The following is a 26,035-nucleotide window of genomic DNA, read 5'->3' on the forward strand; positions in this document are numbered from 1 at the left end:
TGCCTTCAGGCCTGACGAATGCCGGGCGGATTGCCCTTGAGCGCGGCTGCGCGATAGTCATGGGGGTCCAGGCGGCGGATCAGGGCCAGTTGCTCTGTCGTGGGCGCCACGGTTTGCTTGATATCGGCGGCCTTGAGCAGCGGGAAACCGGTTTTTTCCTGCACTTCTTCAAAGCTCACACCCGGGTGCAGGGAGCGCACCTGTACGGCGCGATCCGGCCCGCCGAAGTCCATCACGCACAGATCGGTCACGATCAGGCGAATGTCCATCAGGTCGCGGCGCATGCCTTCTTCCCAGCGTTCTGGCTTGAAGCCGACACCCGAGACCATGTCCACTTCACCCGACACAAATGCCCGGGTGTTATGGGCCGGAACAAAAAACGAGTTGATATGGTTGATGCTGTTGCCCGGCAAGCCGCGCACCCCCAGCATCGCCACCTTGGGCTTCTGATAGTCGCCAATGCACGACAGGTTGGTCTGGCCCCAGCGATCGATCTGGGTCGGGCCGATCATGGCGTGGCGGCGTCCGCCCCATACGCATTCGAACACCCGCTCAAACGACAGGTAGCCCGAGTAGCGCGGTACATAATCACCACGCGGCCCCAGCGGGATAGGCTCTTCCACCAGAAATGCCTCGCTGTCGGTCATCAACAGTTCAGGGCTGTGGGTCAGTTTGGCCAGGCTCGCCCCCAGGCGCGGAATCACGCCCAGGCCCGAAGCAATCACTTCGCCGTTGCCACGCCAGGCTTCACAGGCAGCCACGATCAACAATTCAGCCAGGGTAAATTCGTTAGTAGCAGTCATGTCCAAGCTCCTTAAAACACGGGCAGCGGCAAAGCGCTCAATCGATCGACACCGCCATTGCTGGCCTGATAGGCACTTTCGCCCGGGGTCACAAACTCGGCTACATAGCCTTCCCAGCCACCTTCCTCGGCGGCACTGGCGCTGTAGCGTTTCAAATGGCTCATGTCCCAGCCGTAATCGGACGGGCACGACGTCGGGTGTGCACCAAACGGTGCATGCACCACACCGCTGACCAGATAGCGTTCGAAGGTATTGAAGCGGGCCTGGGCAGCATCCAGGCTCAAGCGCTGCTCAATCCGCTCGCACGACACAAAGCACTGCTTGGCGGCACGGGCGAACAGATGGTCGAAATACGGATCGGGACCGGTGACCAGGGTATTGCCCAGGCGGTCGGCAACGTTGACATGCAAGAAGGCGATGTCCAGATTCAGCGCCGGCATCGCCAGCAGCACCTCGCCATCGTCATACGGCGACTGCACCTGTTTGATCTCGGGGTTCAGCCGGCTGACATCGGTGGCCAGGCCGCAACGGGTCGGCAAAAACGGCAAGCGCATGCCGGCGGCGCGCAGGCCCCATTGCAGCATGCCCTCGTCCAGTTCCATCAGCTCCAGCTCACCGGCCTCGCGGGCCTTGCGAAAATAGGCTTCGAGGGGGATCGCATCGAGGGTGGCAAAACCAAAAACCAGTTTCTTGACCTTACCGGCAGCGCAGAGCATGCCGACTTCCGGGCCGCCATAGGCCACCACGGTCAGGTCCTTGACGTCCGAGCGCAGGATCTCGCGCACAATCGCCATGGGTTTGCGTCGCGGACCCCAGCCGCCAAAGCCGATGGTCATGCCGTCACGCAATTGGCCGACCACGTCTGCCGCTGTCATTTGCTTGTTCATCTAGTGCTCCTTACTGCTGCTGGCCGACGGAAAAGTCATGGCCCCACAGACTGACCCGGGTGAATTCAAAAGCGCTGTGTTCCTGCCAATCCACCAGCAAGCCCCCATAGCCGTATTCCAGGTCAAAACCTGAAGGGGTCTTCATGTAAAACGACGTCATGCGGTCGTTCAGATGCTGGCCAAGGGTGGCCGACAGCTGCACGTCGTGGGCCAGATGCCGGTCGTGGGCGCGGCCCACTTCGGTCATGGACTCGACCTCGACCATCACATGCACGCAGCCTGATGGCACCGGGTATTCGGCCAGGGCCAGGCTGTGGTGGCGGCTGTTTTTGCAATGCAGAAAGTGGATGCGAATCGGCGGTGCCGAAGGGTCGGGGCGAAAGTTGAAAATGTCCGACAACTCAAAGCCCAGCACATCCTTGGCAAACGCCAGGGTGGCGTCGAAATTCGGCGCGGGCAGCACCGTGTGCCCCAGGCCCATGTCGCCGGTGATAAAACCCGGCACGCCTTGAGGCGAGACAAAGGGTTGGCAATCGGAGCGATGGCCCCAGCTCAATTCGTGGCGATTGCCCGAAGGGTCGGTCACGTGCAGCAGCGCTTGCACCCCGCGCTGATCACACTGCTCGACCGTACCGTGGCGCCAGCTCACGTCGGCCTGATCCAGCACCTGGATGGCCGCATTGAATGCCTTTTCGCTGGCCAGTTCCCAACCGGAGGCCAGATAGCGCGACTCGCCGCCAGGCACGATCAGCATGCGAAACGGACGCTCATCCATTTTCACGTACATGCCGCCGCCGGGGGCTTCGCTGACCATCATCCCGAGCACGTCCTCGGCGTAACGCTGCCATTGAACGGGATCTGCAGACTCTGCAACGAAGTAGCTCAAACCACGAATGTCGATCATGTGCCTGCTCCTCAATGCCTGTATTTATTGGCTGAGGGCAGTATGGGAAGGAAGGGGGCGGGGCTCATCGTCCGTTGAGACTAAAGCGTGTCACCACCGAGAACCTTTAGCCGCTGACGAGGAACGAAGGCTGCAACCGCTTCGCAGTCGGTCGCAGCCCTGGAACATCCCCGGATAACTGAACGAGGCTCTCACTGTGTAAGCGCTTGATGAGCGGGTGCGCGACACTTTCACGAGCAAACGAAGTGCCCGGAGCATCGGCAATGTGCTCGCCAGACTGGCGGTCGACAAACGCGGACAACTCACCGTCAAACGGATTTGACGGGTCTTCGACCAACCACAGCGGCACGCCCGGCCAACCTTCAGTGCCCAGCAGGTTGGCCACGTACTCTTAACCGGATGCGTGACATGTCGTTCATGGCGCCACCGCCTCGACCCGAGGGTAATCGCTGTAGCCTTCAGGGCCTGGGGAGTACAAGGTCTTGCGATCGAAACGGGCCAGCGGCAGCCCCTTGCGCAGACGCTCCACCAGATCCGGATTGGCAATAAAGTGACGGGCAAACGACACTGCATCCCCCTGCCCGGCCTGCAGTGCAGCCTCGGCCGACTCACCGTCGAAACCGTCATTGAGGATCAGGCCGTTGCTGCAATGGCGCTGGGCCAGGGCAAAGGCATCCAGCTCAGTCAGGGGCGAACGCATGATATGCACGTACGCCAGGCCCATAGGTTCGGCGGCCTTGCACAGCGCCACGGCGGTGGCCAACGGGTCTGCGTCATCGATGTCATTGAACGGATTGCCCGGGCACAAGCGCAGCGCCACACGCCCGGCACCAATGGCCGAAGCCATTGCCGCCAGCACCTGTGCCGGGAAGCGCACGCGGTTCTCGACGCTGCCACCGTACTCGTCTTCACGCAGGTTGCTGCCCGACGCCATGAACTGCATCGGCAGATAACCGCTGGTGCAGTGCAACTCGACCCCGTCAAATCCGGCTTGGCGTGCATTCAAAGCAGCCTGGCGGTATTCCTCGATCACCAGGGCGATATCCTGCAGCGACATGGCCTGGGGCTCGTCGGTATCGACCATCCCGGCGGTGTCGGTAAACAACTGGGTGCGTGCGCGCAAGGCCGACGGCGCAACCGTCGCGGCCCCGGCCGGTTTGTTGTGAGCGCTGGAAGCGCGGCCAACGTGCATCAGTTGCAGCACAATCAGACCGCCTTCGGCGTGTACCGCGTCGGTCACGGCCTTCCAGGCAGCGATCTGCCCGGCGTTATAAATCGCCGGTGTACGGCAGTAGCCCAGGCCGCTGGCTGAAGGCGCAGTGCCTTCGGCAACGATCAACCCGGCAGACGCACGCTGGCGGTAGTACTCGACCATCTCGGCAGTGGGTACGCCATGCTGGTCAGCACGGCTGCGGGTCATCGGTGCCATGACGATACGGTTGGCCAGTTCAAGCTCACCGAGGCGCACAGGTTCAAACAAAATGCTCATGGTCAGTCCTCAGCGCACGCGAATTTTCGGTGCGCCAGCCCCTCGGCGCAGGGTGGCAAGAAAGTATTCGACCGGAGCCGCTGTCGCCACCTGGGGCAGTTGGTCCTTGTCAGGACGATGGGCCCAGAACTCGGTCCAGGACGGGAACAGGTCGTGGAAAGTGCCGGCATAGGGTTCGCGCCCCGGCCAACGCATCTTTTGCGTGCCGATCGGCGGTTTGTTGAGGTCACTGGCGTACCAGTAGCACGGCAGGCGACGGCGGAAATACCAGCGCCCCTGCATCCGCTCGTAGTCATCCCAATACAGCATTTGCATGGTGACCCACTCGGGGCCGGTCTCGTGTTCGTTCTTGGAATACACCACACCCACGGCGTGATCAGGGTCGGTGAACTCGATGAGGTGCTGCCCAAGGTGATGGGAGGTGCCATGAAACTGGTCACGCAGGGTGTCATCGACCCAGGCTTTGAGGTGCGCACGCCCGGTTTTTTCGCGACCGACACGGATGTCTTCGGCAAACAGATTGACGTGGGCATCGAGGTCGCGCATGTCCAGCGACAACGAGTATTTGCCGGCCAACTGGCGAATTTCCTCAATCGACTCCAGCCGATCAAGACGGGCAAGCAAGGCGTTCTGTTCCATAAAAGGGTCCTTATTCCAATACCGTGTACAGCTCGCTGCTGCGCCCGCCATCGACCGGCAAACAGGCGCCGGTGACATACGAGGCTTCATCGCTGGCCAAAAACAGAATGGCGTTGGCCACTTCTACGGGTTGGCCGACGCGCTTGAGCGGGATCAGTTTTTCGGTATTGGTGCGGGTCTTGTCGTCGGTGAGCATGCCGGCCGTGGCGGGTGTCTCGACCACGCCCGGGCTGACCACGTTGCAGCGAATGTTGTGGCTCGCGCCCTCACTGGCGGCGGCGCGACTGAAATTGATCACGGCGGCCTTGGCGGCGGAATAGCCCGCCATCCAGGGCGTACCGAACTGACCGCAGATCGAGGCCAGATTGATGATCGAGCCGCTGCCCTGAGCGCGCATCAGGCCCAGTGCCGTGCGCGTCCCCCAGAAGGTGCCGTCCACGGTGGTCGCGAAGTTGGAATGCCAGTCAGCTGTCGAAGTGCTGTCAATCGCGCCCCAGCTGTAGGCCATCGCGTTGTTGACCAGAATATCCAGTCGACCGTGGCGCTGCGCCGCCTCACTGATGGCTGCGACATAGGCCGCTTCATTGCTGACATCGGCCACCGCGCACTCGGCGCGACCGCCGCTGTCACGGATCTGTGCGGCGACCGCTTGCAGCGGCTCGATGCGACGCCCGCAGAGCACCACCAGGGCGCCCTCTTCGGCAAACCGCAGTGCGGTAGCAGCACCGATGCCGGAACCGGCGCCGGTGATAAATGCAATCTTGTCGTGTAAACGAGTACCCATGATCTGCTCTCCCATTGCTGCGCCCGGCGTTTAGATAAACGCCATGCCGCCGTTGACCGCGAGGTTCTGGCCGGTAATGAATGCCGCGTCATCACTGGCCAGGAAGGCCGCAACGCGAGCAATTTCATCGGTTTCACCCATGCGGCCCAGAGGGATGGCCTTGAGCATGCTTTGCATCCAGTCCTCCGGAATATCAGCCATCATCGGCGTGTTGGTGGGACCGGGAACGATGGTGTTGACGCGAATGCCATTGCCTGCCAGTTCCCGGGCCATGCTGCGGGTCAGCCCCATGACACCGGCCTTGGCCGCGCAGTAATGGCTGGGACCTTCACCGGTCAGGGCTGCGGTGCTGGAGATATTGATCACCACCCCGGGGGTGGCGGCCTGCAGCATCAGTTTTACCGCTTCACGGCTGCAGAAAAACGTACCGGTAAGGTTGACGCCGATGACACGCTGCCAGTTCTCGTCCGGCGTCTGCGCGAAAGCGTCAATCGAACCGATGCCCGCGTTATTGACCAGCACGTCGAGGCTGCCGAAATGCGCGTGAACGGCGGCCATTGCGGTGGCAACCGAATCGCTGTCGGCCACGTTGCAACTGACGGCAATCGCGTTTTCGCCCAGCCCTTCAATGCTTTGGCGCGCGGCTTCCAGATTGATGTCAGCTGCGACAACCTTTGCGCCCTGCTCGGCAAAATGACGAACGATTGCCCGTCCCATGCCTTGACCAGCGCCCGTTACAAACGCCACTTTATTCAGCAATTTCATAGAGTTCTCCCGCCTGCCCGATTCCGGCCGCCCTGAAGCCGGGGCGGTGTATGGGAACAATCATTGACTGGAGAAAAAAGCTGAACATCGTCCGATGGGACTAAGCAGCACTTACACCGTGTTGGCGCATTACCCGCCTTGTAGTCGCTGACGAGTAGAACGAGGCTGCGATCGGTTTGGTGCGCCACTGCGACGTAGCGACCGCAAAACCTGGCCCCCCGGCTTTTCCTGATTCATCGCAACATCCGGATTTACGACGGCTACGCAGCCTCGCGGCGCTCGTCAGCGGCTTATATGTTGGCGCTATAGCGTTTTGCGCAAGGTTCTGTGGCAACTGCAATGCATTTTTGCTTTTGCTGGAGCCACACCCATGTCCAGACGACGCGAATGCCCATCACAGAAGGCCGAATGCAGGTGCTGTTATGGAGGTGGCGCGGCAGGACGCCGGGCGCATCGCAAAACAACTGGCATACGGGGTACATATCCGGCATTCGCGGTTAACTGAAATGATGGTTTCGCTTTTACAGCGAGGCACTTTTGTCAAACAGCCACAAAAGTACCCAAAAAGGCCTTGCCCCAGCGTACGGCCCTCGCTGCGCTCAGGTGTCCCTCACTCCGGTCCCGCTCCGTGGGCCCGCGGCGCTCGTCAGCGATCACAAGATGACCGGCTGGTCTGAATGGACGATGTACCCGTCAAGCACTTTGTGGAATAACGAATTCACTAGAACAAAATCGGGAGAACCCGTCGTGTCCATACCCTCGCGCCCCACCTGGCGAACTCATTACGCATTAGGCGTTTTGGCTGCCATCTATGTCTTCAACTACATCGACCGGCTGCTGATGGCCATTTTGATCGAGCCGGTAAAAGCAGAATTCGGCATTTCAGACACCGGTATCGGCCTGCTTTCAGGTGTGACCTTTGCGGTGTTTTACACCCTCTTCGGCTTTCCTTTGGGGCGGCTCTCTGACCGTATCGGACGCAAGAAAGTCATCGCCTTCAGCTGTATTGCCTGGAGCGTCATGACCATTTTCTGCGGCTTAGCAGCCAGTTTTGCGATGCTGGTGGTGGCCCGGATCGGGGTGGCGATCGGTGAAGCCGGTGGCACCGCTCCATCAATGGCAATGGTCTCGGATCTGTATCCGCCCGAACGCCGCTCCACCGCCTTGTCGGTACTGATGCTGGGCTCAAGCCTGGGGGCCATTTTCGGGCTGGGGCTGGGGGGCTGGATCGCGCAGCATTACGGCTGGCGTTTTGCATTTGTGGTGATCGGCGCACCGGGGATTTTTCTAGGGCTGCTGTTGCTGCTCACCGTACGGGCGCCAAAACCCGCGATGCTGGTCAACCCCAGTCAGGTGGCGCAGGCCAACTGGGCCGTCACGGTGCGCGAGCTGTTCCAGACCCCGTCCTTCCTCTGGATTGTGCTCACCGGCGGCTCTGCGGCCATTGCCGGTTATGCCATCGGCACCTGGAGCCCCAGCTTTCTGATCCGCTCCCACGGTCTGAGCCTGCAGGACGCCGGGCTGCTGGCCGGGGTGGCGGGCGGTGCCGGGGCCACCTTTGGCACCCTCACCTGCGGTATTTTGTGTGACCGCCTGGCCCGCCGTGACAAGGGCTGGCAGATCGGAGTGCCGCTGCTGGGCACGCTGATCAGCATACCGTTCGCGCTGGCTTACTTCCTGTGGCCGGTTGGTACCGCATTTTATGTGGGCAGCACGCCTGTACCGACCGCCTTTATTTTCTACAGCGTGTTCAGCTTTTTCGGCACATGGTGGGCGACACCCTGCCTGGGGGCCATTTCCCATCTGTTCCCGGCTACCCGACTGGCCCAGGCCACCGCGATTTTCGTGATGTCCATGACCCTGCTCGGGGTGGGCGTCGGCCCGCTGCTGATCGGCATGCTCAGTGACGGCTTCGCCCATCGCCTGGGCAACGAAGGCCTGCGCTATGCCCTGGCCTCCTGTGTCTCGCTGCTGGTGCTGGCTTCGTTTTTCCTGGCCCTGGCCTTGCCGCGCTATCGCAACCACCTGATGAACAAGACCCCGACCCCAGCATCGCTGGCTGACGCGGCCACAGCCTGACTTTTGGAGATTGAGTGATGACCGAACAAGACCTTCCCCTGCCCATCGGCCACTTTGTGACACTGGACAGCGGCCTGCGCCTGCACTTTCTCGATGAAGGCAGCGGCCCGGTGGTGGTGTGGCTGCATGGCAGCGGACCGGGCGCCAGCGGCTACAGCAACTTCAAAGGCAACTACCCGCAGTTTGTGGCCGCAGGTTTTCGAAATCTGGTGCTGGATTTGCCGGGGTTCGGCCGCTCCGACAAGCCTGAGGACGCCCAGTACAACCTGGAGTTCTTCGTCAGCGCCCTGTCGGGGTTTCTCAAGGCGGTGGGGGTCAAGCGAGCGACCCTGCTCGGCAACTCCCTGGGCGGGGCCATTGCCCTGGGCCTGGCGCTGGCAGAACCCGAGCGCGTCGAGAAACTTGTCCTGATGGCCCCCGGCGGTGTTGAAGATCGTGAAACCTACTTCAAGATGGTCGGCATTCAACGCATGGTCGAACTGTACAACGCAGGCCCCCTGGGCATCGAGCAAATGCGCCGGATCATGAGCCTGCAACTGTTCGACAGCTCGCAGCTGGACGACAGCCTTCTGGCCGAACGTGTGGCCGTGGCCGTGCACCAGCCGCGCAATCTGTTCACCACCATGTTGGTGCCGAACATGACCGAGCGCCTTGAAGAGCTGCAAGCACCGATCCTGGGTTTCTGGGGCACCGATGACAACTTCAACCCTGCCAGTGGCGCGCTCAAAGTGCTGAACCACGCGCCCAATGCGCGCTTTATCATGCTCAACCAGTGCGGCCACTGGGTGCAGGTGGAACATCGCGAACTCTTCAACAAGGCATGCCTGGAATTTTTACGCGGCTGAACGCCATCACCGTTTACACCCCATGACTGACGGCTGCCTGCGGGCGGCCGTCCCTTCTTCAAACACCCGCTCGGGCTGAACCCTCAGTTGCTGGCGCCCATGGGCTCCAGAAGCCCGCGTCGTCGACATCGCAGGCAAGCCAGCTTCCACATGCCCACAAAACGTGATGATTACACCCTCACTGTGGGAGCGGGCTTGCTCGCGATGGCATCACCTCGACCTACCTGAAAGACCCCGCCGCTCTCAAGCAGGCAGTCAAACATGGCCTGGGCTGGCGCTGACAACTCATGGCCGGGTTTGGTCAGCACGCCTATGGCACGTTCCACCACGGGCTCATGCAAGGTGATGCAGCACGCGCCGAGCTCACGCATCTGCTCGGCGCACAGCGCCGGTACCACGCTGACGCCCAGCCCGCTGGCGACCATCCGCCCGACCGTGGCCAGTTGATGACTCTCGAATGCCACCGGCAATTTCATCTGCCGCGCCTGCAGGTGCTCCTCCAGCATCACCCGCACGGCAGAAGGCCGTTGCAGGGTAATAAAGGGCTCTTGCAGCAGGGTCTTCCAGTCAATCAACGAATGCCCGGCCAGCCCGGAATCACGGGGCACCACCGCGACAAAACGGTCGAGGTACAACGGGGTAAACGTCAGTGACGAACCGGGTGCCGGTTCGAAAGCCACACCCAGTTCCACCAGGCGATCGCGCACCATCTCCAGCACTTGCTCGTTGATGACGTCGTTCACCGTGACGTTGACCTTGGGGTAGCGCACGCGAAAACCCTTGAGGATCGACGGTAACTGATTGCCCGAGAACGACGGGATCGCCGCCAGGGTCACACGGCCACGTTGCAGGGTGAAGCGCTGGCGCAGTTCATCCTCGGCGTTGTCCCAGTCAGCGATCAGGCGTCGAGCCAACGGCAACAACGACTCGCCTTCGGGTGTCAGTGCCACATGGCGCGTGGTGCGGCTGAACAGGCGACCACCCAGCCCCTCCTCCAGCGCCTTGATGGTCAGGCTCAAGGCCGACTGCGATAAATGCAGGCGTTCACAGGCCACGGCAAAGCTCAGGCTTTGGGCCACGGCAAGAAAGGCGCGGATCTGTTTCACGGTCATGGTTTTGCCTCACGCTTATTAATTTGTTTTATCTATCAATCCACCTTAAAAATCAACTTAACAAATCAATTGCATCCGGTAACACTCGCTTCATACGGCTAACGACAGCCCACTAAAAACAAGAGAGGTGCGTATGGCAGGTTTCGACAAGCGTGTGGGCTCCTACGAGGAGGCTCTGGCCGGACTCAAGGACGGCATGACCGTTATCTCTGGCGGGTTTGGCCTGTGTGGCATCCCCGAAAACCTGATCAACGAGATCAAGCGTCAGGGCATCCGCGACCTGACCGTGGTTTCGAACAACTGTGGCGTTGACGGTTTCGGTCTGGGCGTGCTGCTCGAAGACCGCCAGATCAGCAAAGTGATCGCCTCGTACGTGGGTGAAAACGCCCTGTTCGAGAAGCAGCTGCTGAGCGGTGAAATCGAAGTCGAACTGACGCCCCAAGGCACCCTGGCCGAAAAAATGCGCGCTGGCGGTGCCGGCATTCCGGCATTTTTTACCGCAACCGGCGTCGGCACTCCGGTTGCCGACGGCAAGGAAACCCGCGAGTTCAAGGGCCGCGCCTACCTGATGGAAGAGTCCATCACGGGCGATTTCGCCATTGTCAAAGGCTGGAAAGCCGACCACTTCGGCAATGTGATCTACCGCCACACCGCGCAGAACTTCAATCCGCTGGCCGCCACTGCCGGCAGGATTACCGTGGTTGAAGTCGAAGAAATCGTCGAGCCCGGCGAGCTGGACCCGAGCCAGATCCACACCCCGGGCATCTACGTCGACCGGATCATTTGCGGCACCTTCGAAAAACGCATCGAACAGCTCACCGAGCGTTCCTGATCCCCTGCCCAACTCCTGAACCCGAGCACGGAGAACAACCATGGCTCTTACCCGCGAACAAATGGCTCAGCGCGTCGCCCGCGAAATGCAGGACGGCTTCTATGTAAACCTGGGCATCGGCATCCCGACCCTGGTCGCCAACTACATTCCCGAAGGCATGGAAGTCATGCTGCAATCGGAAAACGGCCTGCTCGGCATGGGTGCATTCCCCCGCGTCGGTGAAGCGGACGCCGACATGATCAACGCCGGCAAGCAAACCGTCACCGCGCGCACCGGGGCGTCGATTTTCTCCTCGGCAGAGTCGTTCGCGATGATTCGCGGCGGCCATATCGACCTCACCGTGCTCGGTGCCTTTGAAGTCGACGTACACGGCAACATCGCCTCCTGGATGATCCCCGGCAAGCTGGTCAAGGGCATGGGCGGCGCGATGGACCTGGTGGCCGGCGCGGAAAACATCATCGTCACCATGACCCACGCGTCCAAGGACGGAGAGTCCAAGCTGTTGTCCCGTTGCAGCCTGCCTTTGACCGGCGCGGGTTGCATCAAGCGTGTCTTGACCGACCTTGCCTACCTGGAAATAGACAACGGTGCATTCATCCTCAAGGAACGCGCACCCGGCGTCAGCGTCGACGAAATCGTTCGCAAAACCGCAGGCAAGCTGATCGTCCCGGACCACGTCCCGGAAATGCAATTCGTCTGAACCGTTCACTCAAGAGCAACGCTCCCACAGAGCCAAAAAAACCTGAGTGAACAGCATTGTCAGTCACAGCGTTTTTTTGATGACCCGGGTCTGCTCAGGGGCAATAACCTGTCCCTGGGCGCTTATGGGCTGCATCAACCCCAACGGCTGCCCTGTGGCTGTATCCACGAGTTGCGAGCGGGCCTCGTGCGGCTCGAAAGCATGCTGCTCTGCCCATTGGCGCAAAGCCACGACCACCGGGAACAACCCCTCACCCTTCGCCGTCAAGACGTACTCCTGATACGAGGTCCCGTCAGAGGCTGGCTGCACCTGCAGAATACCGGCCTCGACCAGCCCCTTTAGACGCTGGGTCAGCACGCTGCGTGCCACCCCCAGACCATTCTGGAAGTCTCCAAATCGCCTGACCCCATCGAACGCGTCGCGCACGATCAATAACGACCAGCGATCGCCGATCAAGTCCACAGTCCGTGCCACCGGACACGTTGGGGCTGGATCCATATGCTGCCTGGCCATGCTCGCTCCTTTGTTTGTCCTGGAAATCCGGGTGAGTTCCCGCATCAAGTTTCATTTTAAGACTGGCTGACCTAGAATGAAACCAGTCTTATTTCAAGACTGGATTACCGAGAGGTTTACCCGTGCCCAACAATCAACTCTATCCCGTTACTGCATCGGTCCCGATGCGCACACCGCGAGGGCTGGTCGGGGTGTTTGCCTGCGCCAGCGGGCTGAGTGTGGCGAACGTTTATTACGCCCAGCCGTTGCTTGACCAGGTGGCCGAAGATTTTGCCATCAGCCCTGGCGCGGTCGGCGGTGTGATTACCGCCACTCAGGTCGGCAGTGTGCTGGCCTTGCTGCTGATCGTGCCCCTGGGCGACCAGGTAAACCGCCGGACCTTGATGCTGGCCCAGATCGGCGCACTGATCGCCGGGCTTTTTTGCGTGGCCATGACCCACTCCCCCTTGATTATGCTGCTGGCCATGCTCGGGATAGGCCTGCTGGGAACCGCCATGACCCAGGGCCTGATCGCCTTCGCCGCCACCGCGTCCTTGCCGCAAGAACGCGGTCGGGTGGTGGGCACGGTCCAGGGCGGGGTTGTGATTGGCCTGTTACTGTCACGGCTGGCAGCCGGGCTGATTGCGGACCTGGCCGGGTGGCGCTGGGTTTACCTGGGTTCAGCACTGGTGATGATGGCGCTCGGTTTGATCCTCTACAAAGTCTTGCCGTCACAGCGACCGTCAGCCACACCCACTGGATATGCGCGGCTGGTGCTCTCGATGTTTGCATTGCTCAGGGAAGATCCCGTGCTGCAAATCCGCGGGATGCTCGCCTTGTTCATTTTTGCGGTGCTGGGGATTTTCTGGAGTGCGCTGGTGTTTCTCCTGACCCACGCGCCCTACGGGTTTTCGCACACAACCATCGGCACATTTGGCCTGGTGGGCGTAGTGGGCGCACTGGCGGCCACCCGCGCCGGGGTCTGGGCGGATAAAGGGCTGGGGCAATGGACAACCGGCATATCCCTGGGATTGCTGATACTGGCCTGGGTTGCACTCTGGCTTACGACTTACTCGATGGTTTGGCTGGTTGTCGGCGTCGTCATCCTCGACCTCGGCGCCCAGGCCATTCATGTCACCAACCAGAGCATGATTTTCAACACACGCCCCGATGCACACAGTCGTGTCGTGGGCTGCTACATGCTGTTTTATGCCATTGGCAGCGGATTCGGCGCACTGGCGTCCACGGCCCTTTACGCGGCATGGGGCTGGACCGGCGTGTGCCTGCTCGGCGCCGGTGTCAGCCTGACGGCCCTCGTTTTCTGGGCCATCACACTGAACCAGATGCCGGGCACTGTTCAACACACGGGAACAGTCACCCGGCATACCGGATAACAACGCCAACGGCTGTCAGTGGGGAGGCGGTTCCTCACGGACATCCGGGATCGTCAGAATCTTTTTCAACAGCTCTGCGGTTTCCACCCGGCTGGTTTTCCTGAACTCGACCGTGATGCTTTCGGTGCCCATGTCAGGCCCCTGCTCGACCACCACCTGCTTGAGACGGCCAGCATCGGCACCGAGAAAGTCCTCGAGGCTCTGGCGATTCAGCACCCCGATCGGCGCTACCAGCTTGATGACATGCACCTTTATGTAATCGCGATACCGGTGCTCAATCGGCCCGATGGTAATCAGGATAAGCAGAATCAGAAGGGTCGCGGCCACCCCCAGCAAATACAGCCCGCCTCCGATGGTCATACCGATGGCCGCGACCGCCCACAGGCTTGCGGCCGTTGTCAGCCCCTTGATCACTTCACCGCGCATCATGATCGAGCCTGCACCGAGAAAGCCGATACCGGTGACGATCTGCGCGGCGATCCGCGAAGGATCGAGTTGCGTACCCTGCTGGGTCAGCGCCTGTTGAAAACCAAAGGCCGATACGATCATAAATAGACACGCCCCGGTCGCCACCAGCATATGGGTGCGCAAACCTGCGGTCCAAAACTGATGCTCCCGTTGCAAACCAATCATGCTGCCCAACACCGAGGCCAACAGCAGACGCGCGATCATTTCCCATTCTGAAATCATTCCAGTCCCTCTAGCCAGAGCACCTGCCTGCGCAGTGAATGCCAACAGCATAGCCAAGGATCAGCCGTGTGCAGCGCCGCCATGCATCCACGTTATTTGACCAGGCGCACTTCCCTGGATGGCCGGTAGCCGAAATAGGCGCTGTAACACTTGCTGAAATGGCTGGGCGACACGAACCCGCAGGCCACCAGCACATCCACCTGTGACAGCTCGGTGTGTTGCAGCAGGCGACGGGCTTCGGTGATGCGCAGCTCGAGGTAATAGCGTTGCGGCGTGGTGCCCAACTGCTCCTTGAACAGGCGCTCCAGCTGGCGACGGGAACGGCCGACATAGACCGCCAGTTGTTCCAGCTCCAGGGGTTCCTCAAGGTTGGCGTCCATCAGCATGACCACTTCACGCAGTGGGGCGCTCACGCAGATGTTCTGCGCAGGCTTGATCCGCCGATAGCGGGACTCTTCGAACGCCAGGATATCCTCGATACCCTCCACCAGCGCCTTGTCATGCAAGCCCTTGATCCAGCCCAGCGCCATCTGGAACGCCCCCGCAGGGCTTGAGGCCGTCAGGCGGTCACGGTCAATGACGTACGGCTCGCTGGTGACCTGGGCTGCCTTCGCCACTTCGGCCAGTGCGGGCCGGTGTTCGGGGTGAATAGCGCAACGGTAACCGTCCAGCAGCCCGGCACTGGCCAGAAACCAGGCACCGTTCCATAACCCGCCAAGAGTAATGCCCGCGCTGGAAGCGGCCCTGAGCAGACTGACCAGTTCGTCGCTGATGTGGAGTTCGGTTCTGTAGCCACCGCAAATGACCAGCAGGTCCAGTTCATCGATCATCCCCGGATCAATGCGCGCATCGGGGCGGATCACCAGGCCCAGATCGCTGATGACCTCACCGTCGCTCAAGCCATAGGTGCGCGATGTAAACAAACCGGCTCGCAGCAGGTTGGCGGTGATGAGGGTGTCCAGCGCCTGGGTAAACGCGGGCAGCGAAAAATGCTCGAGCAGCACAAAACCCGTGCGGACCACCGGGCCAGCCTCGGCGGGGCTGTCGTTGAGATAGCGAAGGTTCTTGCCCTTCATGCCCGTGCTGAATTGACGTCGCTCGATCAAGGTTCGATCCATTTCTTATGCAGTGATAAGGCCCAATGCTACCCCCCGGCAGGCTAAAAAGCTCCTCCTGCCATGGGGCACAGCTGCCGTACTTGTGCACACAACCTGTAGCCGGTGCCGCAGGCTGCGATAAGGTCCGAAGGACCTTCGGCTTTTGCACAGCGCGAGCCCTTCGGGCCCGATCGCAGCCTGCGGCAGCGACTACATCTCTCGTGCCCCCGCGCCCCAACAGCGGCTTATGGTGTAGAGGAACAACTAAACTGCTACAAATCATGTAGGCAACTCACTCGGAACTTGTAGTCCTTTACGTAGGCTGCGATAAGCTCCGCCAGTGGTTCAATCAACAGCAATCAGGAATTATCAATATGTACGGGGTTTTTGCATGAAGTGGCTCAAGGGCATCATTCTGGGCGCGATCCTGCTTGCAGTCGGCGCTGTAGCGCTGGGGCTGTTTTACTTTCTGCCTCAACACGATGTGGTGATGGTCACCGGGGTTGAAGTCAAACGGGTCGATCACAATGGCGTCATCAACGCTGAAAATCCGGCTGACGGCCCGACCCGCGATGTGTACTTCATCAACACCGAAGACCCGGTGACCAAGGAAGTCATGGTTTATCGCAACGAAGATACCGGCTGGTCCTTCCCCTGGTATTTCAAGTTCGACTCCGCTGACATCCAGGCCAAGGCCCAAGGATACTCCCGCGATGCCGAGCAGCTGGCACTGATTCGATATTACGGATGGCGCATCAAGATCTTCTCGGTGTTCCCGAACATTACCGCGATCGAAGCCACCAAGACCCGCGATGAACCCTTCCCCTGGTTCAACACGGTGTTCTTCAGCGTAATGGCACTGGCGGTGCTGTTTATTGCCGTGTTTGTAAAACGCCGCGTCAAACGCCGCCCGCAAATGCCGGTGAGCTGATCAATGCGCCCCTGCCGGGGCGCATTCCTTTCAACCATCGTGCGCGCCCCCTAGGCCTGACGCTGCGCCCTGTGCTCGTCATCACCGTCGGCATCGCGCTCGTGATCGAGCACGGCCTGGGCCAGGTCTTCAGTGACGCGCATCTCCACGCCCACCGCCGACATCTGTGCCGCTGCAGTAAACGGTGCGGCCGTGACAGGCTCAGAACGCTTGCCGCGCCGCCACACAAACAACAGCACCAGGCACACATTGAGCGCAGCCAGCGCCCAGAACAGCCCGCCTTCGCCCACTTTGGTCATCAACGGTGAAATCACCAGCGGGCTGACGGCAGAACCCAGGGAGTTGATCAACAACAAACCCTGGATCATGCGCACGATCGCCCCCGACGATGCCCGATCCGCCGCGTGACTGACTGCCACCGGGTAAATCGCGAAAATGCCGCCCCCCAGCAGGAAAAACGCCACAACCAGCAAGGGCGACCCAGGCGGCAGGAACAGGATGATCAGCGACAACACCGCGCAGGCAGCCCCCAGCACGATCAGCACCAGATGCCTGTCCTGATGATCCGACCAGCGCCCGACCGGGTACTGCAACAGCATGGCGCCGAGGATGACACTGGCCATCATGTGTCCGACTTCAGTCACGTCCATGCCGATGCGTTGCAGGTACAGCGGCAGCAGTGCATACACCGCCGCAATGGCAATGCCCGAACCAAAGCAGCCGATGACCCCGGTCGGCGTTGTGCGCAGTAACTGCAGCGGCATCAGCGGTTCGGCGCGTTCCACGATGGGCGTTGCACGGGGAATCATGACAATGGGCAACAGGGACAGCGAGGCCAGGATGGCCGCAATCATGAAGGGAATGGTGTCACCGGTTTGCGCGATGGCACCCAGGTTGACTTGCCCCAGCAGGCCTGCGCCGTAGAGGGCAATCATGTACAGCGCCAGCAGGCGCCCGCGGATCTTGGGGTCGGCCGCCATCAGCAACCAGCTTTCCACCACAAGAAACACGCCGACACTGGCCCAGCCTGTGATCAGCCGCAACACGAACCAGGTCCAGGGATCAGAGCTCATCCCCTGGAACAGAATCATGGTGGCAATCAGGGCAGCGAAGCAGCTGTAGGCGCGGATATGGCCGATCCGCACGATCAACCGGTCATTGAAAATCGAGCCCAGAGTCAGGCCGATGAAATAAGCCGAAGAGACGATGCCGACCATGGTGGCTGACTCGCCGAGGGTATCGAGTCGCAATGTCGTCAGTGACGCAAGCATGCCGTTGCCGATGCTGATGATAAACAGCCCAAGTAAAGGTGCCAGCGCCATCGCCAGCAGTTGCACAGACATAATTAACTCACGACCTCATTGATCAATGGAAAAACCCGCGACAGGCAGGTGCAGCCCGGCACGGGCAAAGACCGGGGCGGGATAAGAAAACAGGTATGTGTGATTGAGCTTCGTTCGACGCCACAGCCGTGGCTGGCGAGTTACAGGAAAGGTTCAAGGCAGGCTGGGCGCAAACCTTGGCACTGACCGGGCATGCAAAACCAGGGCGCGCATGGTAGCCGCTGAGACGTGCAAGTTGAAGAGACGGCGATCTGATTTTTCAACCCATAGCGCCAAAAAACGCCCTCCCCGGAGAGCAAAACGCCAACGACACTGTATCCGGCCACGAAAAGGCGCAGGCGAAGCCACCGCACGGGCCTTCAACCGGCCAGAGAACGGCTTCGCTTGACCCGGTACATCTCGCCATCGGCATGGCTGAGCAGCGTATCGGCATCCACCCCGTCTGCCGGATAAAAGGCCACGCCGATACTGCAGGACGGCATGTACATCCCGCCAAACTCGGCGCCCAGCGGCTGAGCCATGACCGCGTTGATCTGTGTGACTTTATCGAGCACGACGTCCTGCGAGCCAATATCCGTCAACAGGACCGTGAACTCATCGCCGCCCATCCGTGCCACGGTGTCCGTCTCGCGCACGCAGCTCTCCAGCCGTCGAGCCGCCATGCACAACACACGATCGCCCATGGCATGCCCGTAAATGTCATTGATGCCCTTGAAGTCATTCATGTCCACGAACAGCAGGGCCAGAGTGCTTTTGCGCCGGTTCGCCGCCCGCAGGGCCAGGTCCAGCCGATCATTGAACAGCGAGCGGTTGGTCAACTTTGTCAGCGGATCATGATGGGCAAGGAAGCGTAATTCATCTTCGGCATCCCTGAGGGCCGTCACGTCCCGCGCAACGCCGATCCGCGCGCCCACATCCTCGGACCAAAAGGCAGCCCAGAGGATATGCACGATGCTTCCATCCTTGCGGATGTAGCGGTTGCGAAAATCAACGTGAGCCTGGCCGTTCATGACCCGGGCAATGGAGGCCCGCGTGGTCGCCAGATCCTCAGGATGCATGTAGTCCGTAATAACGGTTCCGGTCAGTTCCTCGGCAAAGTAGCCGAGCAGCGCCTCGCAGGCATTACTGACAAATGCAATCCGGTTGTCCCTGTCGACCACAAAAACCGTGTCCAGCATCAAATGAATCAGCTTGGGGTAGAGAGCGTCCAGGTCAACGGGCATAGGGTTGTGCGTCCGGTAAATAGCGCATTTTGATCATAGAGTGATGGCAATGTAATGGCAAAACATTCCCTTTTTCCGACCCAAGAACTGGACGGGTGGAACGGGCGCCCGCTGTTACCGGGTAAATCAGCGCACCCACTTTACTTGTATACAATCTATTTGAATTCTGTTTACATAAATTCGCGCCTACGACCCCGGCAGTCGCCGGTGCGTACTGCGACGGTTAATAACCATGCAACCTCCACAGCGGCTCGAACCCATCGAGCGTCATCCAGACATGTCATTCAACACGCACACCGATGCTTGCTTGAGCCATCACGGAAGAGGAAAAACCATGCCCAAAACTTTACTGGTCAAAAACGCAGAACTTTTGGTGACAATGGATGGTGAACGTCGGGAGATCAGGCGCGGTGGCCTGTTCATCGAAGACAACCTGATCAGGCAGGTCGGTCCGACCGACACCCTGCCCCAACACGCCGACGTGATTCTGGACATGGCCGGCAAAGTGGTGATCCCGGGGCTGGTCAATACCCACCACCATATGTACCAGAGCCTGACCCGTGTAGTACCGGCGGCGCAGGACGGCGAATTGTTCAACTGGCTGACAAACTTGTATCCAATCTGGGCGCGACTGACGCCTGAAATGATCGCCGTTTCGACCCAAACCGCGATGGCCGAACTGATTTTGTCCGGCTGCACCACATCCAGTGACCATCTCTACATCTACCCCAACGGCTGCAAGCTCGACGACAGCATCCATGCAGCGGCAGAGATTGGCATGCGCTTTCACGCTGCCCGCGGCAGCATGAGTGTGGGCCAAAGCCTGGGCGGTCTGCCGCCCGACTCGGTGGTGGAAAAAGAAAGCGACATCCTCAAGGACTCCCAGCGCCTGATCGAGGACTACCACGACGCCCGTCATGGCTCGATGCTGCGCATGGTCGTGGCGCCCTGCTCACCTTTTTCAGTGAGCCGCGACCTGATGCGCGAATCAGCCGTTCTTGCGCGCCAGTACGGTGTGTCGCTGCACACGCACCTTGCGGAGAACATCAACGACATCGCCTACAGCCGCGAGAAGTTCGGCATGACCCCCGCCCAATACGTCGAAGACCTGGGCTGGGTCGGCCCCGACGTGTGGCACGCCCACTGTGTGCAACTGGACCAGCACGGCATCGAACTGTTCGCCCGCACCGGTACCGGGGTCGCCCACTGCCCGTGCTCGAACATGCGACTGGGTTCGGGGATCGCGCCGATCCGCACGATGCGCGACCACGGCGTATCGGTGGGCCTGGGTGTCGACGGTTCGGCCTCCAACGATGGCGCCAGCATGATCGGCGAAGTACGCCAGGCGCTGCTGTTGCAGCGTGTCGGTTTTGGCCCCGACGCGATGTCCGCCCGCGAAGCACTGGAGATCGCAACACTGGGCGGCGCCAAAGTACTCAACCGCAATGACATTGGTGCCCTGGCCCCCGGCATGGTGGCGGACTTCGTGGCCTTCGACCTTGGCCACCTGGCCTATGCCGGCGCCCTTCACGATCCACTGGCTGCCCTGGTGTTCTGCACCCCGACCCACGTCGACACCAGCGTGATCAATGGTCGTGTGGTGGTAAAGGACGGCCACCTCACCACCGTCGACCTGCCCCGGGTGCTGGAGCGCCACAACCAGTTGGCCCGTCAGTTGGTCAGCGGCGAATGATCCGCTCAAACCGTTGCGCTCTGCACTGAGGGCAACGACGGGCCGCTACTGAGCCCAAAACTCGTCGAATGCGACTGAGAACGTGCTGTTAGACGCATCTAAAATAACAAAAGCGAGCTACTCACCATGACTTCTTCCGCTTCATCTCGTCCAGAGGACGAAAACCTCGGTATTGGCGCCAACCTGGCCTACGGACTTCAGCATGTGCTGACCATGTACGGAGGCATCATCGCTGTCCCCCTGATCATCGGTCAGGCTGCCGGCCTTTCTTCAGCCGATGTTGGCCTGCTGATCGCGGCATCCCTGTTCGCAGGAGGCCTGGCCACATTGCTGCAAACCCTTGGCATTCCCTTCTTCGGCTGTCGCCTGCCGCTGGTTCAGGGGGTGTCCTTCGCCGGTGTCGCCACCATGGTCGCCATTATCGGCAGCAACGGCGCTGGCGGGCTGCCTGTGGTGTTCGGCGCGGTGATTGTGGCGTCGTTGGTGGGCTTGCTGATCACGCCGTTGTTTTCGAGCATCATCAAGTACTTTCCGCCGCTGGTGACGGGTATCGTCATCGTCACCATCGGCCTGACCCTGATGCCTGTCACGGCCCGCTGGGCCATGGGTGGCAACAGTCAGGCCGCAGACTTTGGCAGCACGGCCAACATCGGCCTGGCGGCATTCACGCTGGTGACCGTACTGCTGCTGAGCAAGCTGGGGAGCGCCAGTATTTCTCGCCTGTCGATTCTGCTGGCGATCGTCATCGGCACCCTGGTCGCATGGGCCTTTGGCATGACCGACTTCTCCAATGTGCTGGAAGGCTCGCTGGTCGCACTGCCCGAAGTCCTGCACTACGGCATGCCTGAGTTCAGGCTTGCCGCCATCCTGTCGATGCTGATCGTGATCATCGTGACCATGGTCGAAACCTCCGCGGACATTCTCGCCGTCGGAGCGATCATCGAAACCAAAGTCGACTCGAAACGCCTCGGCAACGGCCTGCGGGCGGACATGATCTCCAGCGCACTGGCGCCACTGTTTGGCTCCTTCACCCAGAGTGCCTTTGCGCAAAACGTTGGCCTGGTAGCCGTCACCGGCGTGAAAAGCCGCTACGTAGTGGCGACGGCGGGGTTGATCCTGGTGACGCTGGGCCTGCTGCCGGTCATGGGCAGACTGGTGGCGGCCGTACCCACCGCCGTCCTCGGTGGTGCTGGCCTGGTACTGTTCGGCACCGTCGCGGCCAGCGGCATCCGCACCCTGGCCCAGGTGGATTACCGCAACAACATGAACCTGATCATCGTGGCGACATCGATCGGCTTCGGCATGATCCCGATTGCGGCGCCCAACTTCTATCACCACTTCCCGACCTGGTTCGAGACCATATTCCACTCCGGCATCAGCTCGGCAGCGATCATGGCCATCCTGCTCAACCTGCTGTTCAACCACCTGCGGGCCGGTAACTCCGACCAACAGTCGGTATTCGTCGCCGCCAGCGATCGCATCCTGCACTCACGGGATATCAGCCGGCTCAACGACGGTGACGTGTTCCGCGATGGCAAGCTGTTCGACTGCAACGGCAAGGAAGTGCCGATTGTGGAGACCGACGAGCACCATGAGCACGCCTCGTCACCCCGTAAAAAGCACTTCGAGCAAGAACACTGATCAACCTTGAACCCAGGAAATCGGCGTAAAGATTTCCTGTCGCGTCAGTACGGGCGTTGCTGAGAAGGGATCAGCACGCCCGTACCGCCCGCCTTCTCAGCAGCCGCTCAGCGCCACCTGCCGACGCTCGCCTTCAAAGAACAATGGCCGCAGGCGCACGCCCACGCTATTGCCGATAAACGCAGCCACGAGCCACACCCAGCCATGCAGGCTGCCCGACGCGATGCCACTGAAATACGCACCGATGTTGCAGCCGTAGGCCAGACGCGAACCATAACCGAGCAACAAGCCGCCGATCACCGCCGCCACCAGCGAGCGGGCCGGGATTTTCAGGCTGGGTGCGAAACGCCCGGCCAGACCTGCCGCCAAGAGCGCACCCAGGACAATGCCCATGTTCATGACGCTGGTGACGTCTTCCCAGACAGGCGCGGCCAGGGCTTTGGCATTGCCCGGCATCTGCCAGAACGCCCAGCTGCCGACATCGACGCCCAACCCGCTCACGGCCTTGGCGCCCCACAGTGCAAAGGCCGACGTAATGCCCCAGGGCCGCCCGGCCAGGGCCAGCGTGGCGTAATTGAGCAACGCCAGGCCGATCGCCCCCCATACCAACGGCCACGGCCCCCGCAAGAAGCGGCGCAGCCCCTGATGTTCGCTGCTAACGCCCGCTTCCAGCGTGCCATGACGGCCCTTTTCCAGGCGCACCGTCACCGCAGCAATGACTGCGAACACAGCCAGACTCAAGAGCAAAGCCGGAACCACGCCAAAGCTCTTGACGATGGAAACGGGTGCAAACGAGGGCAGCGCAAACCACCAGTCGACATGGTGAGTGGCAATCAGGGAGCCGCAGATAAAGAACAACAGCGTGACCAGCATTCGTGCATTGCCGCCACCGACGGTGAACAGGGTCCCGGACGCACACCCGCCGCCCAGTTGCATGCCGATCCCGAAAATGAATGCGCCGAACACCACCGAAATCCCGACAGGCGCCACCAGACCGACCACCGGCTGGCCAAACAAAGTGCCAGCTCCCAGCGCGGGGAAAAACAGCACCACCGCCACAGCGAGCATCACCATTTGCGCACGCAAACCTGCGCCGCGTCGATCATTGATAAACACCCGCCATGCCGAAGTAAATCCGAAGGCCGCGTGATAGAGCGTCAAACCCAGAGCGGCCCCGACGACCAGCAACAGAACCTGGCGCGAGCCGACACTGTTTTGCAGGAACGCTGCGCCAAACAACAAAAGGACAAAAGCCACCAGTGGCGCGACCGGCTTGCGCGCAGGAGACATGGAAAGAGAACGGCTCATGAGAAATCTCGATACCCAGGGAAGTGATGAATTGCGAAGGTGCCGAGTATAAACCTGCGCGGCGGTCAATTGCTGTGCAGCCGCGTGTAGTCGCTGACGAGTAGAACGAGGCTGCGATCGAGATGGTGCGCCACTGCGACGAAGCGGCCGAAAAACCGGCACACGCGGTATCCCTGATACGACTGCTGCGCAGCCGATCGCAGCCTCGCACGGCTCGTCAGCGGCTACAGAGTTCGTCACCCATCCCGCGTGTAGTCGCTGACGAGGAACGAAGGCTGCGATCGAGCGCGAAGCGGTCGCAAAACCGGCACGCGCGGTATCCCTGATTAACCGTGGAAGCTGACTTTACGACTGCTGCGCAGCCGATCGCAGCCTCGCACGGCTCGTCAGCGACTACAGATTCGTCACCCATCCCGCGTGTCGATCGAGCGCGAAGCGGCTACAACTACATCCCCAACCAGTTCGGCAACGCCAGGGAAACAAACGGCACATACGTCACCAGCACCAGGAACGCCAGCATCACCAGCAGCCACGGCGATACCGCTCGCACCACGCGGGTCAGCGGCATGCCCGTCACCGCCGAGGTGACAAACAGGTTAAGCCCGGTCGGCGGTGTGATCAGCCCGATTTCCATGTTCACCACCATGATGATGCCCAGGTGGATCGGGTCGATGCCCAGTTGCATCGCAATCGGAAACAGAATCGGCGCAAGGATCAGGATGATCGCGGACGGTTCCATAAAGGTGCCCGCAACCAGCAGCACGACGTTGACCACCAGCAGGAACTCAATCGGCGTAAAACCCTGCTCCACCACCCAGGCCGTGATCGACTGCGGGATCTGCTCGGTAGTCAGTACGTGGGCGAACAGCATGGCGTTGGCAATGATGAACATCAGCACCACACTCAGCTTGCCCGCTTCGATAATTACTTTCGGGCATTGGCGTACGGTCATGTCCTTGTAGATGAAGATGGCCACGAACGCGGCATAGACGGCGGCCACGGCAGCCGCTTCGGTCGGTGTGAACATGCCCGAGTAGATACCGCCCAGAATGATCACGATCAGCATCAGGCCCCAACCGGCCCTTCGGCCCGCGACCATGATTTCCTTGAACGAGGCGCGTGGCAGCGATGGCATGTCTTTCACGCGGGCCATGATGTAGATGGTGATCATCAATACAAGGCCCAGCAACAGCCCCGGCACAACGCCTGCCATGAACAGCTTGCCCACCGATGTCTCGGTCGCGGTGGCGTACACCACCATGACAATCGACGGTGGAATCAGAATGCCAAGGGTGCCCGCGTTGCACACAATACCGGCGGCAAAGTCTTGCTTGTAGCCGGAACGCACCATACCCGCGATGACGATCGAACCCACCGCAGCCACCGTGGCCGGCGACGAACCGCTCAGTGCGGCAAACAGCATGCAGGCAAGGATCGCTGCGATGGCCAGGCCACCCTTGATGTGACCGACGCAAGCGTTGGCGAAGTCGATCAGGCGACGGGCTACGCCACCGCTGGTCATGAATGCGCCAGACAGCAGAAAGAACGGAATGGCCAGCAGTGTGTAGTGCTCGCTGGTTTCAAACAGTTTGATCGCCAGGGAACGCACCGAGTCGTTGCTGAAGAACAGGATGGTCATGGCCCCGGACAAACCCAAGGAAATCGCCACCGGAATGCCAATGAACATCAGCACGAACAGGGCGACAAAAAGGAAGGTAATGGTCATTGGTCGGTCCCCTGCTTGTCGTTTTCCGCCAGCTTGACGGCGTCATCCAGCTCACTGTGCAAGCCCAGTCCCTGCTGCTTGCCTTGGGCGATACGAATGAAAATCTGTAGAAAACGAACGAACATCAGGGCAAAACCGATGGGTACGATCATTACGATTTGCCATTAGGCAATGCCGAATCGGTCCAGGTCTTCGGCACTGGTCCCCACTTGATACAAGGTGGCAACCCACTGCTCGCTGGAGTAGGCCATCAAGGCGCAATAACCCAGGCAGATGGCCACGGCGAGCAAGGCCACGCGGCGCTGGTTGGCAGGATTGAACTGGCGCACCAGCAAGTCGACACCGATGTGCGCGCCAATCCGCACGCCCCAGGCCAGGCCGACAAAAATCAGCCAGCCGAACATCGCCTTGGTCAGCGCCACGCTCCAGGTCATCTCCTGGGCGATGTACAAAATACCGTCGCCGATGCTGAGCAAGGCTTCGTTGCCAAACGGAAGTGAATCTCCCAGCGAGTAGAAAATGCCGTAGAGGTTGTTGAACACCACATAGGAAAATGTGACCAGGGTCATTCCTGCAAGCAGGAACGCCACCAGCATTTCTTCCGCGTGGTTCCAGACACGAACAACTGCGTGCATGGGTTATCTCCCTTGAAAAAGCG

General features: G+C 60.6%; 24 protein-coding genes and 1 pseudogene. 8 read left to right on the plus strand and 17 right to left on the minus strand.

What is annotated here, in order from left to right; all coding sequences use genetic code 11:
* Positions 1-5 precede the first annotated feature (5 nt).
* From KO536_RS22855 to KO536_RS22890, 8 genes are all read right to left on the minus strand, one after another.
* Positions 6-803 carry a CoA-transferase subunit beta gene (locus KO536_RS22855; RefSeq protein WP_133076886.1) on the minus strand — a complete coding sequence of 266 codons (798 nt, stop codon included), beginning with the start codon at positions 801-803 and terminating at the stop codon, positions 6-8.
* Positions 804-814: 11 nt separating this feature from the next.
* The gene (locus tag KO536_RS22860; protein WP_219263091.1) at positions 815-1,690 is read right to left on the minus strand and encodes a CoA transferase subunit A; all 876 of its coding nucleotides are present in this window, start codon (positions 1,688-1,690) and stop codon (positions 815-817) included.
* A gap of 10 nt (positions 1,691-1,700) precedes the next feature.
* A complete protein-coding gene (locus KO536_RS22865; protein ID WP_133076888.1) occupies positions 1,701-2,594 on the minus strand; it encodes a VOC family protein in 894 nt (297 codons plus the stop codon).
* A 106-nt stretch (positions 2,595-2,700) separates the two neighbouring features.
* Entirely contained in the window at positions 2,701-2,979 is a 279-nt protein-coding gene (locus KO536_RS22870) for a hypothetical protein (protein WP_219263093.1), read from the minus strand.
* Positions 2,980-3,009: 30 nt separating this feature from the next.
* A complete protein-coding gene (locus tag KO536_RS22875) occupies positions 3,010-4,083 on the minus strand; it encodes an alkene reductase (RefSeq protein ID WP_133076895.1) in 1,074 nt (357 codons plus the stop codon).
* Positions 4,084-4,092: 9 nt separating this feature from the next.
* The gene (locus KO536_RS22880; RefSeq protein WP_219263094.1) at positions 4,093-4,722 is read right to left on the minus strand and encodes a nuclear transport factor 2 family protein; all 630 of its coding nucleotides are present in this window, start codon (positions 4,720-4,722) and stop codon (positions 4,093-4,095) included.
* Between the two features lie 10 nt (positions 4,723-4,732).
* A complete protein-coding gene (locus KO536_RS22885; RefSeq protein ID WP_133076896.1) occupies positions 4,733-5,506 on the minus strand; it encodes an SDR family NAD(P)-dependent oxidoreductase in 774 nt (257 codons plus the stop codon).
* A gap of 30 nt (positions 5,507-5,536) precedes the next feature.
* On the minus strand, positions 5,537-6,271 hold the full coding sequence (locus KO536_RS22890) for an SDR family NAD(P)-dependent oxidoreductase (protein WP_219263095.1): 735 nt from the start codon (positions 6,269-6,271) through the stop codon (positions 5,537-5,539).
* Between the two features lie 747 nt (positions 6,272-7,018).
* Here KO536_RS22890 and KO536_RS22895 point away from each other — a divergent pair.
* Positions 7,019-8,350 carry an MFS transporter gene (locus tag KO536_RS22895; protein WP_219263096.1) on the plus strand — a complete coding sequence of 444 codons (1,332 nt, stop codon included), beginning with the start codon at positions 7,019-7,021 and terminating at the stop codon, positions 8,348-8,350.
* A 17-nt stretch (positions 8,351-8,367) separates the two neighbouring features.
* Positions 8,368-9,195, plus strand: coding sequence for an alpha/beta fold hydrolase (locus KO536_RS22900; protein ID WP_219263097.1), 828 nt, complete (start codon positions 8,368-8,370; stop codon positions 9,193-9,195).
* A 170-nt stretch (positions 9,196-9,365) separates the two neighbouring features.
* Here KO536_RS22900 and KO536_RS22905 read toward each other — a convergent pair whose 3' ends face one another.
* Positions 9,366-10,307, minus strand: a complete 942-nt coding sequence (locus KO536_RS22905; RefSeq protein WP_219263098.1) for a LysR family transcriptional regulator — start codon at positions 10,305-10,307, stop codon at positions 9,366-9,368.
* 133 nt (positions 10,308-10,440) lie between these two features.
* Here KO536_RS22905 and KO536_RS22910 point away from each other — a divergent pair, with 133 nt between their 5' ends.
* Together KO536_RS22910 and KO536_RS22915 are read left to right on the plus strand one after the other, a co-directional pair.
* Positions 10,441-11,139, plus strand: coding sequence for a CoA transferase subunit A (locus KO536_RS22910; RefSeq protein ID WP_219263099.1), 699 nt, complete (start codon positions 10,441-10,443; stop codon positions 11,137-11,139).
* 40 nt (positions 11,140-11,179) lie between these two features.
* Positions 11,180-11,839: a CoA transferase subunit B gene (locus KO536_RS22915; RefSeq protein ID WP_219263100.1), complete on the plus strand. Its 660-nt coding sequence runs from the start codon at positions 11,180-11,182 to the stop codon at positions 11,837-11,839.
* Between the two features lie 63 nt (positions 11,840-11,902).
* Here KO536_RS22915 and KO536_RS22920 read toward each other — a convergent pair whose 3' ends face one another.
* Positions 11,903-12,352 (minus strand): helix-turn-helix domain-containing protein, encoded by a 450-nt coding sequence (locus tag KO536_RS22920; protein ID WP_133076904.1) that lies wholly within the window; start codon positions 12,350-12,352, stop codon positions 11,903-11,905.
* Positions 12,353-12,516: 164 nt separating this feature from the next.
* Between KO536_RS22920 and KO536_RS22925 the strand changes: the two genes are divergently transcribed.
* The gene (locus KO536_RS22925) at positions 12,517-13,725 is read left to right on the plus strand and encodes an MFS transporter (protein WP_219263140.1); all 1,209 of its coding nucleotides are present in this window, start codon (positions 12,517-12,519) and stop codon (positions 13,723-13,725) included.
* A gap of 15 nt (positions 13,726-13,740) precedes the next feature.
* Here KO536_RS22925 and KO536_RS22930 read toward each other — a convergent pair whose 3' ends face one another.
* Together KO536_RS22930 and KO536_RS22935 are read right to left on the minus strand one after the other, a co-directional pair.
* Positions 13,741-14,415, minus strand: a complete 675-nt coding sequence (locus tag KO536_RS22930; protein ID WP_133076906.1) for an MgtC/SapB family protein — start codon at positions 14,413-14,415, stop codon at positions 13,741-13,743.
* A 92-nt stretch (positions 14,416-14,507) separates the two neighbouring features.
* On the minus strand, positions 14,508-15,533 hold the full coding sequence (locus KO536_RS22935; protein WP_219263101.1) for a GlxA family transcriptional regulator: 1,026 nt from the start codon (positions 15,531-15,533) through the stop codon (positions 14,508-14,510).
* Between the two features lie 370 nt (positions 15,534-15,903).
* On the opposite strand from KO536_RS22935, the gene KO536_RS22940 reads away from it, so the two are divergent.
* A complete protein-coding gene (locus tag KO536_RS22940; RefSeq protein ID WP_219263102.1) occupies positions 15,904-16,443 on the plus strand; it encodes a DUF1523 family protein in 540 nt (179 codons plus the stop codon).
* Positions 16,444-16,493: 50 nt separating this feature from the next.
* Here KO536_RS22940 and KO536_RS22945 read toward each other — a convergent pair whose 3' ends face one another.
* Both KO536_RS22945 and KO536_RS22950 read right to left on the minus strand, forming a co-directional pair.
* Positions 16,494-17,786 (minus strand): MFS transporter, encoded by a 1,293-nt coding sequence (locus KO536_RS22945; RefSeq protein ID WP_219263103.1) that lies wholly within the window; start codon positions 17,784-17,786, stop codon positions 16,494-16,496.
* A gap of 359 nt (positions 17,787-18,145) precedes the next feature.
* Positions 18,146-19,009, minus strand: a complete 864-nt coding sequence (locus KO536_RS22950) for a sensor domain-containing diguanylate cyclase (RefSeq protein ID WP_219263104.1) — start codon at positions 19,007-19,009, stop codon at positions 18,146-18,148.
* A 334-nt stretch (positions 19,010-19,343) separates the two neighbouring features.
* On the opposite strand from KO536_RS22950, the gene KO536_RS22955 reads away from it, so the two are divergent.
* Both KO536_RS22955 and KO536_RS22960 read left to right on the plus strand, forming a co-directional pair.
* Positions 19,344-20,702 (plus strand): 8-oxoguanine deaminase, encoded by a 1,359-nt coding sequence (locus KO536_RS22955; protein ID WP_219263105.1) that lies wholly within the window; start codon positions 19,344-19,346, stop codon positions 20,700-20,702.
* 126 nt (positions 20,703-20,828) lie between these two features.
* The gene (locus tag KO536_RS22960; protein ID WP_219263107.1) at positions 20,829-22,343 is read left to right on the plus strand and encodes a nucleobase:cation symporter-2 family protein; all 1,515 of its coding nucleotides are present in this window, start codon (positions 20,829-20,831) and stop codon (positions 22,341-22,343) included.
* Positions 22,344-22,439: 96 nt separating this feature from the next.
* Here KO536_RS22960 and KO536_RS22965 read toward each other — a convergent pair whose 3' ends face one another.
* The 3 genes and pseudogenes from KO536_RS22965 to KO536_RS22975 form a co-directional block, all read right to left on the minus strand.
* Entirely contained in the window at positions 22,440-23,651 is a 1,212-nt protein-coding gene (locus KO536_RS22965) for a YeeE/YedE family protein (RefSeq protein ID WP_219263109.1), read from the minus strand.
* A 445-nt stretch (positions 23,652-24,096) separates the two neighbouring features.
* The gene (dctM, locus tag KO536_RS22970; protein WP_219263110.1) at positions 24,097-25,377 is read right to left on the minus strand and encodes a C4-dicarboxylate TRAP transporter large permease protein DctM; all 1,281 of its coding nucleotides are present in this window, start codon (positions 25,375-25,377) and stop codon (positions 24,097-24,099) included.
* Positions 25,374-26,012, minus strand: a pseudogene (locus KO536_RS22975) (TRAP transporter small permease). Before KO536_RS22975 ends, dctM begins: the two are co-directional and overlap by 4 nt.
* Between the last annotated feature and the right edge of the window lie 23 nt (positions 26,013-26,035).

It is taken from the genome of Pseudomonas sp. NKUCC02_KPG (assembly GCF_019345465.1).
Lineage (GTDB): Bacteria > Pseudomonadota > Gammaproteobacteria > Pseudomonadales > Pseudomonadaceae > Aquipseudomonas.